This is a genomic window from Listeria farberi (assembly GCF_014229295.1).
Lineage (GTDB): Bacteria > Bacillota > Bacilli > Lactobacillales > Listeriaceae > Listeria > Listeria farberi.
Genome location: NZ_JAARZL010000002.1, coordinates 205,827 through 220,948, shown reverse-complemented (window position 1 = coordinate 220,948; position 15,122 = coordinate 205,827). Strand labels below are relative to the sequence as shown.

General features: G+C 38.3%; 14 protein-coding genes. 2 read left to right on the top strand and 12 right to left on the bottom strand.

The window, feature by feature from the left end:
• Position 1: 1 nt before the first annotated feature.
• Together HCB38_RS08680 and pflB are read left to right on the top strand one after the other, a co-directional pair.
• Positions 2-1,009 carry a serine hydrolase domain-containing protein gene (locus HCB38_RS08680; RefSeq protein WP_185618370.1) on the top strand — a complete coding sequence of 336 codons (1,008 nt, stop codon included), beginning with the start codon at positions 2-4 and terminating at the stop codon, positions 1,007-1,009.
• 207 nt (positions 1,010-1,216) lie between these two features.
• Entirely contained in the window at positions 1,217-3,496 is a 2,280-nt protein-coding gene (gene pflB / locus HCB38_RS08675) for a formate C-acetyltransferase (protein WP_185319124.1), read from the top strand.
• Between the two features lie 45 nt (positions 3,497-3,541).
• On the opposite strand, the gene HCB38_RS08670 is transcribed toward pflB, so the two are convergent.
• The 12 genes from HCB38_RS08670 to ndk form a co-directional block, all read right to left on the bottom strand.
• A complete protein-coding gene (locus tag HCB38_RS08670) occupies positions 3,542-4,807 on the bottom strand; it encodes a BaiN/RdsA family NAD(P)/FAD-dependent oxidoreductase (protein ID WP_185638249.1) in 1,266 nt (421 codons plus the stop codon).
• 114 nt (positions 4,808-4,921) lie between these two features.
• On the bottom strand, positions 4,922-5,605 hold the full coding sequence (locus HCB38_RS08665) for a zinc metallopeptidase (RefSeq protein ID WP_185319126.1): 684 nt from the start codon (positions 5,603-5,605) through the stop codon (positions 4,922-4,924).
• Between the two features lie 85 nt (positions 5,606-5,690).
• Positions 5,691-6,287 (bottom strand): lipoprotein heptaprenylglyceryl N-acetyltransferase LhaT, encoded by a 597-nt coding sequence (gene lhaT / locus HCB38_RS08660; RefSeq protein WP_185319127.1) that lies wholly within the window; start codon positions 6,285-6,287, stop codon positions 5,691-5,693.
• Between the two features lie 87 nt (positions 6,288-6,374).
• Positions 6,375-6,920 carry a proteolytic degradation factor ReoY gene (gene reoY, locus HCB38_RS08655; RefSeq protein WP_185319128.1) on the bottom strand — a complete coding sequence of 182 codons (546 nt, stop codon included), beginning with the start codon at positions 6,918-6,920 and terminating at the stop codon, positions 6,375-6,377.
• Positions 6,921-6,948: 28 nt separating this feature from the next.
• Positions 6,949-8,202: a tetratricopeptide repeat protein gene (locus HCB38_RS08650; protein ID WP_185638247.1), complete on the bottom strand. Its 1,254-nt coding sequence runs from the start codon at positions 8,200-8,202 to the stop codon at positions 6,949-6,951.
• Positions 8,203-8,329: 127 nt separating this feature from the next.
• Positions 8,330-9,616 carry a 3-phosphoshikimate 1-carboxyvinyltransferase gene (gene aroA / locus HCB38_RS08645; protein ID WP_185319130.1) on the bottom strand — a complete coding sequence of 429 codons (1,287 nt, stop codon included), beginning with the start codon at positions 9,614-9,616 and terminating at the stop codon, positions 8,330-8,332.
• Between the two features lie 13 nt (positions 9,617-9,629).
• Positions 9,630-10,733, bottom strand: a complete 1,104-nt coding sequence (locus tag HCB38_RS08640) for a prephenate dehydrogenase (RefSeq protein ID WP_185607878.1) — start codon at positions 10,731-10,733, stop codon at positions 9,630-9,632.
• A 20-nt stretch (positions 10,734-10,753) separates the two neighbouring features.
• Entirely contained in the window at positions 10,754-11,836 is a 1,083-nt protein-coding gene (gene hisC / locus HCB38_RS08635) for a histidinol-phosphate transaminase (RefSeq protein WP_185638245.1), read from the bottom strand.
• The gene (aroH, locus tag HCB38_RS08630; RefSeq protein ID WP_185319133.1) at positions 11,836-12,210 is read right to left on the bottom strand and encodes a chorismate mutase; all 375 of its coding nucleotides are present in this window, start codon (positions 12,208-12,210) and stop codon (positions 11,836-11,838) included. The genes hisC and aroH overlap by 1 nt, the downstream gene beginning before the upstream one ends.
• A complete protein-coding gene (gene aroB / locus HCB38_RS08625; RefSeq protein WP_185607877.1) occupies positions 12,207-13,304 on the bottom strand; it encodes a 3-dehydroquinate synthase in 1,098 nt (365 codons plus the stop codon). Before aroB ends, aroH begins: the two co-directional genes overlap by 4 nt.
• Positions 13,305-13,306: 2 nt before the next feature.
• On the bottom strand, positions 13,307-14,473 hold the full coding sequence (gene aroC, locus HCB38_RS08620; protein WP_185607876.1) for a chorismate synthase: 1,167 nt from the start codon (positions 14,471-14,473) through the stop codon (positions 13,307-13,309).
• 203 nt (positions 14,474-14,676) lie between these two features.
• Positions 14,677-15,120, bottom strand: a complete 444-nt coding sequence (gene ndk / locus HCB38_RS08615) for a nucleoside-diphosphate kinase (protein ID WP_185638243.1) — start codon at positions 15,118-15,120, stop codon at positions 14,677-14,679.
• Positions 15,121-15,122 lie beyond the last annotated feature (2 nt).

Sequence of the window (15,122 nt, the reverse complement as noted above, 5' to 3'; positions counted from 1 at the left end):
TATGTTTTATAAAACGAAGCAATTACTAGATCAACTTGTCCAAAACGGGTCCACTCCAGGAATTAGCTATCAAATCAAAACAAATAACCTCGAAGAAAATAGAATAATGGGATTAAAGTCCGTTTTCCCTGAAGCGCAAATCCTCCCTAGAACGTCAGACAACATTTATGATATTGCTTCTTTGACCAAGGTAATTGCTACGACAACACGTGTTTTACAACTTATTGAACAAAAACATTTCCAGTTAGAAGATCCAGTACAAGCCTATCTTCCTGATTTTAAGTATGAGAATGTTACTATTTTACATTTACTCACCCATAGCTCAGGTCTGGCACAAAATATCCCTAACTACAAAATGGATGCTAGAGAAGATGTTAGAAAATATGTTTTTGCTACTCCTCAAGTAAATCCACCTGGAACTCAGGTCTCCTATGCTGATGCTAATTTTCTCTTACTCGGTTATTTGATTAGTAAGTTTGATGGAAATTATGAGCAATCAATTCAAAAAAACATCTTAGAACCGCTACAAATGTCACAAACTAGTTTTCACCCAACTGATAAAAGCCAAGTCATTCCAACTGAACTAGACCAAACACGTGGTTTAATTCAAGGTGATGTGCATGATTTTAAAGCGTGGACCGCTAAATCAGGCACTGGACACGCGGGACTTTTTAGCACACTCGCTGATCTTTCAAAATTTCGAGATGCGCTAATTTTACAAAACGGCTCCCCTATCCTTACTGAAAAAACACTTCAAATAATGCAAATTAATCATACGCCTAGGTTAAACCGGACACGCGGGCTTGGCTGGGATCTCCGTGGTGACTCTGTTTTATACCATACAGGATTTACCGGCACTTTTATGGTGCTCGATTTAAAGCATCAAGCAAGTCTCATTGTTTTATCTAATCGCGTTCACCCAAGCCGTGCCAATCCTAATTTCGTCTTAAAAAGAGATAGCATAGTCGATACTTTTTTAGAAGAAGTTACTGCAAACAAAGAAGTCTAGCCTTAACGCTAGGCTTTTTTTCTATAAAAATCTGTATTAACACAGTCAATGAAAGCATTTTCTAGTTATATAAAAGAAATTTATTTTCTTTCTAATTTTATATTGTTTTCGTTTTCACAAAGGAGTATGCTGTTCAATGAAGAAAGATTCTAAGAACAAGTTTCTGATTGTAAGTGAAAAGGAACACAATTGAAGGAGGAAATTATAATGACAAAAGCATGGGATGGTTTTAAAGGAACCGCATGGCAAGAAAACATTAGTGTAGGGCAATTCGTTCAAGACAACTACACTCCTTACGATGGCGATGAAAGCTTTTTAGAAAAGAGCACACCAAGAACAACTACACTAAATGAAAAAATAAATAAACTAGTAGAAGAAATGGACGCAAAAGGTGGCGTTCTAGATATGGATAATGCAATCGTATCAAACGTTGCCTCTCACAAAGCCGGTTACGTGGACAAAGAAAATGAAGTAATCGTTGGTTTACAAACAGACAAGCCTTTTAAATTAGCCTTTATGCCAAATGGTGGCCTTAGAACTGCAGAACAGTGTTTAACAGACAATGGCTATTCGATTGATCAAGAATTACATGACTTTTATGTGAAAAATCGTTCCACAGCAAATGATGGTATTTTTAGAGCATATACAGACGATATCAAACGTGCGCGTCACTCGCATATCGTTAGTGGTCTTCCTGATGCATACTCCCGCGGAAGAATCATCGGCTTATACCAAAAACCAGCACTTTACGGTGTGGATCGTTTAATCGCTGAAAAACAACAAGACTTGAAAAAAATCGCGATTTCTTCTGATGAAAACATTCGTTTACGTGAAGAAATTTGGTTACAAATCAAAGCACTTAAAGACTTAATCGTTTTAGGTAACGAATACGGTTTAGAACTTGGCCGTCCTGCTGAAAATGCAACAGAAGCTGTGCAATGGACTTACATGGGCTACCTTGCTTCAATTAAACAAGCAAACGGTGCTGCAAGCTCATTCGGTCGTATTCCAATTTTCCTTGATATTTATATCCAACGTGATTTAGAAAAAGGAATTATCACCGAATTCGATGCGCAAGAATTAATCGAACAATTAACTTTAAAATTAAGAATGGTTCGTTTTGCAAGAACAGATGGTTACAATGAACTTTATGCTTCCAACCCAACATTCGTAACTACTTCTATGGCTGGTATGGGTGCAGATGGTCGTCATCGTGTGACTAAAACAGATTATCGTTTCTTACACTGCTTAGATAACCTAGGAAACTCAGCAGAACCAAACTTAACTGTCCTATGGGATGCTCGTTTACCAGAAAGCTTTAAAGAATATTGTATGAAAATGAGTGTAAAACATTCCTCCATTCAATATGAAAATGATAAATTAATGCAAGAAGAAGGCTATGGTGATATGCAATGTATCAGTTGTTGTGTAAGCCCACTTAACCCGGAAGCAGACAAAGACAAAGGTGAAACTCATAATCTGCAATATTTCGGTGCTCGTGTCAATGTGCTTAAATGTCTTCTTGGTGCTATCAATGGTGGCAAAGATGATCTTCATAAAAACCAAGTATTTGACGTTGTAGAACCAATTACAACCGAATACCTTGAATACGACGAGGTACTAGAAAAATTCGATAAATCAATGGATTGGTTAACAGACACATATGTTGATGCAATGAACATCATTCACTTCATGACAGATAAATACAACTATGAAAGCATGCAAATGGCCTTCTTACCATCCAAAGTAACAGCAAACATGGGCTTCGGTATTTGTGGATTCGCGAATGTAGTAGATAGCTTAAGTGCGATTAAATATGCCAAAGTAAAAACAATTCGCGATGAAGATGGTTTTGTATATGACTATGAAGTAGAAGGAGACTTCCCTCGTTACGGTGAAAATGATGACCGTGCCGATGACATCGCTGTAATGGTTCTAAAAATGTTTAAAGACAAATTAGACTCCCATAAACTTTACAAAGATAGTGAAGCAACTGTTTCTGTACTAACAATCACTTCAAATGTTGCTTATTCTAAACAATGTGGTAACTCCCCAGTGCATAAAGGACCAGTATTCGATGAAAATGGCAAAATCATCAAAGAACCAGAATTCTTCAGCCCAGGAGCTAACCCTTCTAACAAAGCAAAAGGTGGTTTCTTAGATAACCTTGCTAGTCTATCTAAATTACCATTCCACTATGCAAATGATGGAATTTCCTTAACAATCCAAGGAGCTCCAAAAATGTTCGGTAAAACAACCGAAGAACAACATCATAACCTCGTTGGTATTCTTGATGGTTACTTTACAAAAGGTGGTCAACACATCAACTTAAACGTTCTTAACCACGACGAAGTAATCGAAAAAATCAAAGCTGGTATCCCAGTAATCTTACGTATCAGCGGCTACTGCTTAAATACGAAAGATCTAAATGAAGAACAAAAAATGGAACTTTGCCAAAGAATGTTCCATGAAAAATTAATCGGTTAATAAGAAAAAGTACCAAATCTGCTTTTCGCAGATTTGGTACTTTTTTTATGCGTTTGAAACTTCTGCGGCATAAGCTCCTGCCGTATGCCCAGTCACTAGCGCACAAGTAATATTATATCCCCCTGTATAGCCATTAATATCAAGTATTTCTCCGCAGAAAAATAATCCTTCCATCAATTTCGATTGCATCTCTTTCGGCTTGATTTCCTTTACAGAAACCCCGCCTCCTGTCACAAACGCTTTTTCAAAATCAAGTGTGCCGTTCACTTCAAAAGTGAAATCCTTTAATAACTGAATAAACTGTTCAATTTTTTTAGGACTTACTTGTTTATATTCAGCTGTTTCATCTAATTCTGCTTTTTCTAGTAAAAATAACAACATTTTCTCTTGTAAAAGCGAACTTAACGAATTTTTTAATGCTTTCTTCGGATTTTCCTCTAATAATTTATACACATTTTTCGCAAGTTCCGCAGCGGGTATATTCGGGAATAAGTCAAGACGCATTTTCACAGTATCTGCACCCGTCTTCTTTAGTTCACGAAGGACAAACATACTACATCTAAGTGCTGCTGGTCCAGATACGCCAAAATGCGTAAAAATCATATCCATTTGATGCGTTATAATTGGCTTTCCTTTTGCATTTAAAACGGAAAGCGATACATCCCGAAGCGACGTTCCTTGCAACACTTTTTGTTTAATAAAAGGCTCACTGGATGTAATCGGTACTTCTGTCGGATAAAGTTCTGTGATAGTATGGCCCGCTTTTTTTGCCCAAGCATAGCCGTCCCCTGTCGAACCCGTCCGAGGAACAGATTTACCACCCACTGCAACAATAACAGCACTTGCTGAAATTTCTTGACCATCTTTTAAAGTCACACCTTTGACATGGCCACCCTCGTAATCAACTTGCTTCACCGTCGTTTGCATATAAATTTTTACACCAAGTTTTTCCATCCGTTGAATCATCGCTTCTGCAACAGAACGTGCGCTATTTGATACAGGAAACATTCTTCCGTGATCTTCTTCTTTTAATGCCACTCCAAGTCGTTCAAAAAAACGAATAATATCCTCATTATCAAATGCATGAAAAGCACTATATAAAAAGCGACCATTACCTGGAATATGTTTAATGATTTCTTCTGCTGGTCGTCTATTCGTTACATTACAACGGCCACCGCCAGACATAATTAATTTACGCCCTAGCTTTGGACCTTTCTCAATTAACAAAACGCGTTTGTTCTTCTCCGCTGCACTGATCGCTGCCATAAGTCCAGATGGCCCACCACCAATGACAATTACATCATAATCCATTGATTGTCCCGCTCCTTTACTTTATCCGAGTATAAGTATAGCAAGCATTCATCTCACTGCCAAGCTTTTTTCACCAAACAAAAACCTGAGAAGATTCTCAGGTTTTTATTTATTCTAATTTCGATTCATATTCGTAAAAATAAGTAGCAATCTTAGGAGTTCTAGTACAGCTACGGCCATCGCAGCAACATAAGTCATTGCAGCGGCACTTAGTACTTTTTTCGCTTGTGGAAGTTCTGATGCTTGAACCAGTCCACCACTTTCTAATTGAACAAGTGCTCGTTTACTAGCGTCAAATTCGACTGGCAATGTAATTAATTGGAAAAGTACACCTACTGCCATTAAAATAATACCAAGCAACATGAAACTTGCAAAGTTTGCAAGCATCCCTATAATGAGGAACACCCAAGAAATATTAGAACTAAACATTGTTATTGGAACGAGCGCGGAACGAAAACGCATAAACGCATAATCTTGTTGATCTTGAATTGCATGTCCTACTTCATGGGCGGCAACTGCTGCTCCGGCTATAGAACGACCACGGAAATTAGCTTCAGAAAGAAAAACTGCTTTTTTACGAGGGTCATAGTGATCACTTAACATTCCTTTTGTTTCATGAACAGGAACATTCGTTAAACCATTGGTATCCAAAATATGACGTGCAACCTCGGCTCCAGTTAGACCATTTGCCACTCCAACTTTAGAATAGTGAGCATAGGTAGTTTTTACCCGGTACTGTGCCCAAAGTGGGATTGCTGCGACGATAATAAAATAAATAATATATTGACTAAACGACATTTAATCATCTTCCTCCTACTACAATTTTTCAGTGAATATCCTTATCTCTTAGTATAGATGAACCCATGTTAAGACTCAACCTCTTTCACTCATGATGAGGAAATTCTAATGTATGATGGCCTTTTTTTATTGCTTTATCATATACAAGCCATAAAACAATAACTGTTAGCCAAAAAGTTGCATAACCGATTTCTGGTAAGTATTTTTCTAATCCCATATAAATTGGCATTTGACCAAATAGATAATCAATCACATCATTGTGAAATACCCAGATAGCAGCTATCATAAAATGTCCAATACGAAAACGATAAAACGGGGCATATAAAATCCCTTCTAATGCCATAAAACCATGGGTTAAAATTAGAACTATCCCCGCCCAAACGATTGTCTTTTGTTCAAACATATAAAACATATTCATGCCAATCGCCCATATACCATATTTTACTAAACAAACAAAAGCTAGCGCCTCCATTAGCGGCCAGTGTTTTTTTGCGAGAAAAGCTACTAAAGCTAAAGTAAAAAATAAAATCGCGGTTGGACTATCAGGAACAAATAACCAAAAACGCGGCTCTGTAATTTGTAATTGCGGTATATACCATATGTATCCGTAAACCGCCCCAAGTAAATTACCGAAAAATAGTAATCGCAAAAAAGAGCGATTTGCAAGTAAATTATAAAACAAACGATTCCAACTCCTTAAAAAAACCTAGCATAACAATAAAATGGAGCACTACTTCACTCCATTTTATCACTAACTAGGATTTATCCGTTATTCTTTTTCTGTATCCATTTGCTGTAAAATCCGGACTAGCTTATGGAATGTCGCTTCGTCACGATTATCAAGCGCATCATCGATTTGTTGTAACACTTTTTCTCTTGAAAATTGGTGAACAGATTGATAAATAAGCGCATCCGCCATTTCTTTTTCCTCTTCAGCAAGCTTCACTGCAGTAAAAGGATTATCTTCACGAACAAGAGCATATTCAGGTGAAGTCATTGCTTCTTCAAAATGAAGCTCAATATACAATTCCTCGTCCCAGTTTAGTCGAATATCATGAAAAGCTTTTTCTGGATCTGTTGTCATAATGTTACCTTTGAAAAATAGGAATGGTTCGGATTCAACCCCATGAGCACTAAGCGAAAGCCCACGTGCACACCCTTCCAAATTATCAACAAAATGAACATATTTTACAATTTGATCATGGCCAGCAATATAATTTAAAACCCACATTGCTTCTCTAGTTTTCATCTGGTGTTTGTTTAAAAACCAGCGAATAAAATCTTTCTTCTCGTCTATTGAAATGGATGCCTTCATCTTTCCTCAGTCCCCTCATTCTTTTTGGTTAATCAAATAAAGATAAAATCTCCGTATCTTCTGGTTCAAATTCTAAATAGTTACGTAAGACTTCTTGAGATTTCACATGTTCTCCTTCTTCTCTTAAAAATAAACCATATTCCTTTAAGAAGGTAGGATTATTTGTAAAGTGCGAGTAAGCCAGTTCAAAATTTGCTTTTGCTTTATTATATTGTTCTGTTTCCTGATATGCAACACTTACGTCCCAGAAAATTTGTGGTTCTGAAATAACATCTTCTCCTAGACCTTCTACTAATTCAATAACACCTTCATAGTTTTCTTTTGCAAGCAATAATTTATTCAGTTCCATGATTGCCTCTGAGTACTCTTCATCAAGCACAATTGCCTGACGATAAAACGCTTCTGCTTCTTCCGGCAAACGAAGTGTAACCGCGAGTTTCCCTGCTTCTAAGAACATCTCTTTATTGTATTCATCTTGTGTTAAACCATCCCGAAGTACTGCGATAGCTTTTTCTGGTTCACCATTTTCTTCATAACTTTTTGCTAAATAGGAATATAAAGTAGTATATGACGGATCATGTTCGCGTAAATGTTCCAAGGCGTGAATTGCTTTTGTGTAATCTTTTGCCTGATAAGCCGTTAATCCCATCCCAAAAAGTGTATCCACCGATTCTTTATCTTCTAGGGCACGTTCATAGTAAGGTAACGCTTCTTCAAATGCTCCGCTAGCTGCAAAAGCTTCTGCGATACGTTCATATACAGACACAGCGCCATTTGATATAATCGTTAACCCTGCTTCTACGGCAGTTTGATAAGACTGCACAGCAGAAGCAAAGCGTGCTTGTGATAAATAATATTCTCCTAAAGCAAAATCAATAATCGGTTCATTTGGTGCCAATTGTTTGGCTTCGAGTAGTTTTTGTTCACTAACTTCGAACAAACCTTGCATTTGATATAAATCAGCTAATACAAGTAAACTTTCAATATAGGCTTCATCTTCTTTGTTTACTTTTTCTAAATAATCTTGCGCAGAATCCATATCGTCTTTTTCAAGCGCTACTTCCGCTGCACGGACAAGTAATTCGCCCTCATCTTTATATTTTGCTAACAGAAGTTCATATAAATCTTCAGTTTCATCTAAGAATCCAAGAGCGAACAACTCTTCTGCTAGATAATATTGCTCCTCGTCTGTCCCCGCTTGTACTACTTCATCAAAGTACTTCTTCGCAAGTGCCATATCTTCATGCTCTAATGCATGTAACATTTTATTCGCTAATTCCATTTCTGCACCTTCTTTAATAATAAGTCGTTTTTCTATTATACCATTACTTCGCTTATAAGAAAAAGTGATTGCCTATTAAATGCAATACCAGCGCTGGTGTTTTTGCACACAGCACTGGTAATTGTTCTTATTTTAAAAGGGAGCGAATATCTTCAAAGAAAGTTGGGTAAGAAACAGATACCGCTTCAGCCCGGTCTAATTCCACATCGCCTTCTTCTACTAGAAGAGCTGCAATTTGAAGCATCATTCCGATTCGATGATCCCCGTAACTAGTCACATTTGCCGCATGAAGAGGTGTTTTACCGCGAATAATTAAGCCATCTTCGGTTGGTGTAATATCGGCACCCATTTTGTTTAATTCGGTAGCAACTGCATCAATTCGGTTTGTTTCTTTAACTTTTAATTCAGCCGCATCTTTAATAATCGTCGTTCCTTCTGCTTGTGTTGCTAAAAGTGCGATAACAGGAATTTCGTCAATTAGACGAGGAATGATATCTCCACCGATTTCCGTTCCTTTTAAATCGCTTGTTTTAACCACAACAGTACCCGCTAATTTCCCAGTACTTCTGCTAGAATCTTTAACAACTAAACTTCCACCCATTTGTTCTACCACATCAAAAATCCCTGTTCTTGTAGGATTCAAACCAACATGTGTTAGTTCAATTTCACTTCCTTGTGTGATTAAGCCAGCTACGATAAAAAAAGCTGCTGATGAAACATCACCGGGAACTGTCATTTCTTGTCCAGTGAATGTTTGACCACCTTTGACACGAATGGTCAAACCATCCATTTCAATTTGACCGCCAAATTGGCGAATCATATGTTCCGTATGATCACGTGTTTTTTCTTTTTCATGAATAATCGTTTCACCTTCCGCTTGCAAGGCTGCGAAAATAATCGCACTTTTCACTTGCGCACTAGCAACTGGCATATGGTATTCCATTCGTTTTAGTGATTGCTTCCCTATAATCGTAATCGGGGCAAATTCAGAACCATCTTTACCGTGCATTTTTGCCCCCATTTGTTGTAGTGGCAGCATAACGCGGTTCATCGGACGTTTCGCGATGGACTCGTCTCCTAAAATTACAGTATCAAAATCTCGCCCAGCTAAAATCCCCATCATCAAACGAATTGTCGTACCTGAGTTACCGATATCAAGTGGCCCATCCGCCTGTTTTAACCCGTCAAAACCAGTACCATGCACAATAATTTCTTCATCCGTTTCTTCAATTTTCACACCTAACGCTTTAAATGCCTTAATCGTTCCTAGGCAATCATCTGCACGTAAGAAATGACGAATGACCGTTTTTCCTTCTGCAATTGCCCCAAACATAATGCTGCGATGGGACATTGATTTATCTCCAGGGACTGTGATTGCGCCAACCAGCCCTTGTTTATTTGTAATTAATTTCATCGTCATTTCTCTCCTATTCGTAATGGCATGTATAATTACTTCTTGTTTCAATACAACGTTTCGCCCGGTCCCTATCTTCATCTGATTGGAAAGTAATTTGTAACACACCGAAAATATCTTCGCGTGTTTCCAAAATCTTGATGTTTGTTAAACTGATTTCCTCTTCGCCGAGATACCTAGTCACTTCAGAAATAACCCCCGGATAATCTGGTACGTCAACAAATAAATCGTAAAAAGATGGAATCGCACCACCTTGATGAACTGGAAGCGAATCTCGAAATTCTTTTGCCCCGTCAAAAAAGGCATAAATCGAAGTAGCATCCTCACTTTGAAGCATATCAAGTGCTTGGTTCATACTATCTCGCCAAATCGTCAGCTGTTTCGTTAACGTTTTTTGATTGCTGATAGAAATATCCGTCCACATTCTTGGATCCGAGGAAGCGACCCGCGTTATATCACGAAATCCTCCAGCTGCTAGTCGAAATGCAGCAGGATGTTCTTCTGTAAAGCTTTGTGTCTGATTTACTAATGCTGCTGCTACAATATGTGGCAAATGGCTTAACATGCCAGTAATTTCATCATGTTCATTTGGTGATAATACTAAAAATTTCGCATTCGTGCCTGATAGCCATGTTTTTAATTCTATTACTTTATCTTCTGACACATCTTTGGTTGGCGTTAAAAGATAGTAGGCATTTTCAAACAAAAGTTCTTTCGCAGCACGGACACCACTTTTATGCGAGCCGGCCATTGGGTGACCACCAATAAACGTAATCCCACTTTCTCTGAGCGCTGTGGATGCTTCCATAATTGTTCCTTTTGTACTTCCTGTATCAGTAACAATCACGCCTTTCTTTAAACGCAGTCCAGGCAAGCGTGTCAATAACTGTTCTGTTTCTTTTACTGGACAACAGAAAATAAGTAAATCTGCTTTTGGTCCATCTATTAAAATACTTTCGCCAATTTCATCAATAACACCGAGAGACTTTCCAACTTCTAATGAATGGTAGGAAACATCAATTCCGATGATATGTGCTTTGGGGTGTTTAGCTTTAATCGCAAGGGCAATAGAACCGCCAATTAACCCAAGCCCAACAATAACTACCGTCCCTTTCACTCAAAAACGCCTCCAAACACTTACAATAATTTTTCTAAAAGTGCAATCACTGCACTATTTTCTTCTTCTTTTCCGATGGTAATTCGGACAGCTGTTGGAAAACCAAGCGCTGCGCCGGAACGCGTAATATAGCCATTTCTTTCTAAGTAACTAAAAATTGTTCCTGCTTCGATACCTAAATCTATTAAAACAAAGTTCCCATTCGCTGGGTATAGCTTCACTTTTTCAAAACGTTTTGCAAACGCTTCGTATTGTTTAATTCCATTTGCATTGGAAGTTCTACATGCTTCAATAAAAGCTTGATCTTTAATTGCCTCGATAGCTAATTTTTGACCAATACTTGTGGTGTTAAATGGCGGACGAACAATATTAAGTTGATTGATGATTTCTTTATCTGCAATACCATAACCAACACGTGCACTTGCTAAGCCATAAATTTTACTAAAAGTCCGAGTGATAATTAAATTTTTATAAGTACGAATTAGTTTTTCATGTTTTTTAGGCTGAGGTGTTACATATTCAATATACGCTTCATCTAAAACAACAAGTACATCACTTGGTACTTTGTCTAAAAAGTCTTGTATGTCTGCTAATTCAATGTAATTCCCTGTTGGGTTATTCGGATTACAAATCCAAACAATCGTAGTTTTGTCGTCTATAGCGTTTAGCATGCCTTTTAAGTCATGCTCCCCGTCCACAAGAAGCGGAATTTCTTTTACTTCTGCGCCTTCAATTAATGCATTTTGACGATACTGCACAAACGTTGGAGTTGCCATAACCGTATTTTTCGATGTATCAAGCAAAACTCGTGTTAAGAGTTCAATCAATTCGTCTACACCAGAAGTAAAAATTAATTCATCTTCTTCCAATTGGTAGAATTCAGCCACTTCTTTACGTAAACTAGAAGCCCAACCATCGGGATAAATTTCTGTTTCTATACTTGAATTGGCTTGTACTGCCGCCACTTTTGGAGAAGTTCCTAGTGGATTTTCGTTGGATGATAGCTTAGTAATTTTCGTTAAACCAAGTTCTGCCATCACTTCTTCTTCGCGTTTTCCAGGTTTATAAGAAGATAGACCTGCAAGTGATTTTTTCCATCTCATTACGCATCCTCCTCTTTCACTAAATCTGGGCGCAATACTTTTGCTCCGTGTAAGTAGACATGATTAATTGCTGCTAATGGCTTATGTATATCTGTAAATACCATAAAGCGAATGCACATAGGAAGCGAATTTGGCACCGGAATTTCTTGCATTCCCATAACAGGCACGAATTCAAAACCAGGTGTTTCACGGACAGCCTTCGCTGGAAAAGCGGCAAAAATATCTTCCGTTACCGTAATAATAACCGATGTAAGTTGCTCACTATCCGTTATTTTATTCTGTATTAAAATTTCTTCAAAAAGTTCTTTCGTAGCTACATAAATTTCTTCAGGTGTGTTAGCTTCTATTGTCGTTGCCCCTCGAATCGCTCTCAAATGACATTCCCTCCCTTTCGCATCACACTTTTATATGTTTCAAAAATCAAGTCATCTTCCGCTTTAAAAATAACTGGTCTCCCAATTTCTTCAAGTAAAACCATGCTTATTTCATTAAAAGTTGTTTTTTTATCATGACGCATATTTTCCAGTATCTTGCTAAATGGAACAGTTGTGTCAAAAGTCGTATCATAGCCCAACTGCTCTAACCACATTTTAAATTCTGCTAAGTCGAAATCCAGTCCATAAATTGTCTTACTCATTGTTAGCGCGTAAATCATCCCATAAGTAATCGCCTCACCGTGAAGCCATTTACCAAAGTTTCCGTAAGCTTCTAGCGCATGACCAAACGTATGACCGAAATTCAAATACGCCCGCACGTCTTGCTCGGTTTCATCTTGTGCAACGATACTCGCTTTAATTTCAATCCCGCGTTGTAAAAATGGTGTCAAATCCTTCGTATAAAAGTCTTTCGGCTCTGTAAAAGTGTCCATTAAAGCACGTAGTAACGTGTGGTCGCTAATAAGGGCATGTTTAATCATTTCCGCAAAACCAGAGCGCATTTCCCGTTCTGGCAAAGTAGCAAAAAACTGCGTATCATAAATAACAGCTTCCGGTTGATAAAAGTTCCCAATCATGTTTTTGCCAAGGGGATGATTAATAGCAACCTTGCCACCAACCGCACTATCATGAGCAAGAACTGTCGTAGGTACCTGATAAAATGGAATGCCTCTCATATACGTAGCAGCGACAAAACCAGCTAAATCACCGATAACGCCTCCACCAAAAGCAATTAAAACGGCTTTACGATCAAGTCCTGTTTCAATCAATTTTGTCATCACATCTTCATAAACACGAAAGGTTTTTGCTTCTTCCCCGTTTGGCGCCACATAATAAGTGACCACAGGTAAATCAGCTAGAACCGCGTCAAGTTTTGCTTTATGAAGTTCCGCCACGTGCTCATCCGTTAAGACAAACACGTGGGAAAATTTAGCAAGGCTCTCTATCCATTTTTCCCGGACATCTTCTAATGCGAATTCATTAATATATACTGGATATGTTTTACTTTTTGCACGGACCGTAATTTCTGGCATGTTTAAAACTCCTTCGTTAAGTTTCGGTGTTCCTCCACATGTTTTTTAAGTGTATCAAAACGATCACCATCAAATTTTTCTAACACAGCAACTGCAACTTCCCAAGCGACTACAGCCTCAGCTACCACGCTTGCAGCAGGTACTGCACAGCTATCAGAACGTTCTACACTTGCGTTAAACGTTTCTTTCGAATCAATATCCACACTTTGCAGTGGTTTGTATAAAGTTGGAATTGGTTTCATTACGCCGCGAACAACAATTGGCATACCATTTGTCATTCCACCTTCAAATCCACCTAGGTTATTTGTACGTCTCGTGTAGCCGTCTTCCTTACTCCACAAAATTTCATCCATCACTTCGCTACCGGGTTTTCTAGCAGCTTCGAAACCGACACCGAATTCAGCGCCTTTAAAAGCATTGATACTTACGATTGCACGAGCGATTTTTGCATCTAATTTTTTATCCCATTGTACGTAGCTTCCAAGTCCAGCTGGTACACCACCGACAACAACTTCCACAATTCCTCCAATAGTGTCGCCATTTTTCTTGGCATCATCAATTTTTTGCATCATTTCTTCTGCAGCAACCTCGTCTAAACAACGAACTGGAGAAGCTTCGGATGTTTCTTGGATTTCTGAAACCGCGTAAGCACGCTTCAAATTTGCACGAGTTCCACCAATTTCAAGTACGTGACCAGCAACTTCAATGCCAAGTTCATGTAATAGCTTTTTCGCTACTGCACCGGCTGCTACGCGAACAGTCGTTTCACGTGCACTAGAACGTTCTAATACATTACGCATATCATTATGGCCATATTTCATACCACCAACTAAATCTGCATGTCCAGGGCGTGGACGGGATACGCGACGAGATTTTTCATTTTTTTCTGGAACTGGCTCAATACTCATAACCGTTTCCCAATGTTTCCAATCTTTATTCTCAACAAACATCGCAACAGGAGCACCTAATGTTTTTCCATGGCGAATTCCTGCCGTGATTTGTACTTGGTCTTTTTCAATACGCATACGCGCCCCGCGACCATGTCCGCCTTGTCTTCTTTTCAGTTCTTTATTTACATCTTCTGCAAGTAGAGGCATTCCTGCTGGTAACCCTTCTATAATTGTCGTAAGCCCCGGTCCATGTGATTCTCCTGCCGTTAAGTATCTCATTTCAACAACTCTCCTTTTTCTATTTAAGCTAGATATTCTAGCAATGATATTTTAGCGCTTTAAAGTATATGTGTAATATCTTAACACAAGCCCAGCGAGAACACAATACTTTAGTCTCACTCTTTCATCATAACAAAAAACCGCATCAAATGGTATTTTCTCTATGAAAAAAGAGCCTAGGTTTCCCTAAACTCTCACTTATTTTAAATCCAAGCATCTACTACTTTTTCATAACTTAAAATTTCATGTGGTTCAAAAAACAACTGAATTTCCCGCTTTGCACTTTCAGGGCTATCAGAACCATGAATGACGTTTCTGTTTGTATGTATCGCATATTCTGCACGGATTGTCCCAGAGTCTGCTTCGAGTGGATTGGTTTTCCCCATCATCTGGCGAGCAGTTTTAATCACATCATCACCTTCTAAAACCATCGCAAATACAGGGCCAGAAGTGATAAATCCAATTAAATCCTCAAAAAAAGGCTTACCGATATGTTCGGCGTAGTGTTGTTCTGCAAGCTTTCGATCAATTTGCATTAATTTACCAGCTACTAGCTTAATTCCTTTTTTCTCTATTTTTGCTAAAATTTCTCCAATAAGTCCTCGTTCTACACCATCTGGCTTAACCATTACATAAGTTTGTTCCATTA

Coding starts and splice junctions, on each gene's coding strand:
- ndk (WP_185638243.1), bottom strand. CDS start 15,120: ATGGAACAAACTTATGTAATGGTTAAGCCAGATGGTGTAGAACGAGGA.
- aroA (WP_185319130.1), bottom strand. CDS start 9,616: ATGAAATTAATTACAAATAAACAAGGGCTGGTTGGCGCAATCACAGTC.
- aroB (WP_185607877.1), bottom strand. CDS start 13,304: ATGCCAGAAATTACGGTCCGTGCAAAAAGTAAAACATATCCAGTATAT.
- HCB38_RS08650 (WP_185638247.1), bottom strand. CDS start 8,202: ATGGAATTAGCGAATAAAATGTTACATGCATTAGAGCATGAAGATATG.
- HCB38_RS08665 (WP_185319126.1), bottom strand. CDS start 5,605: ATGTCGTTTAGTCAATATATTATTTATTTTATTATCGTCGCAGCAATC.
- HCB38_RS08680 (WP_185618370.1), top strand. CDS start 2: ATGTTTTATAAAACGAAGCAATTACTAGATCAACTTGTCCAAAACGGG.
- HCB38_RS08670 (WP_185638249.1), bottom strand. CDS start 4,807: ATGGATTATGATGTAATTGTCATTGGTGGTGGGCCATCTGGACTTATG.
- pflB (WP_185319124.1), top strand. CDS start 1,217: ATGACAAAAGCATGGGATGGTTTTAAAGGAACCGCATGGCAAGAAAAC.
- reoY (WP_185319128.1), bottom strand. CDS start 6,920: ATGAAGGCATCCATTTCAATAGACGAGAAGAAAGATTTTATTCGCTGG.
- aroC (WP_185607876.1), bottom strand. CDS start 14,473: ATGAGATACTTAACGGCAGGAGAATCACATGGACCGGGGCTTACGACA.
- hisC (WP_185638245.1), bottom strand. CDS start 11,836: ATGAGATGGAAAAAATCACTTGCAGGTCTATCTTCTTATAAACCTGGA.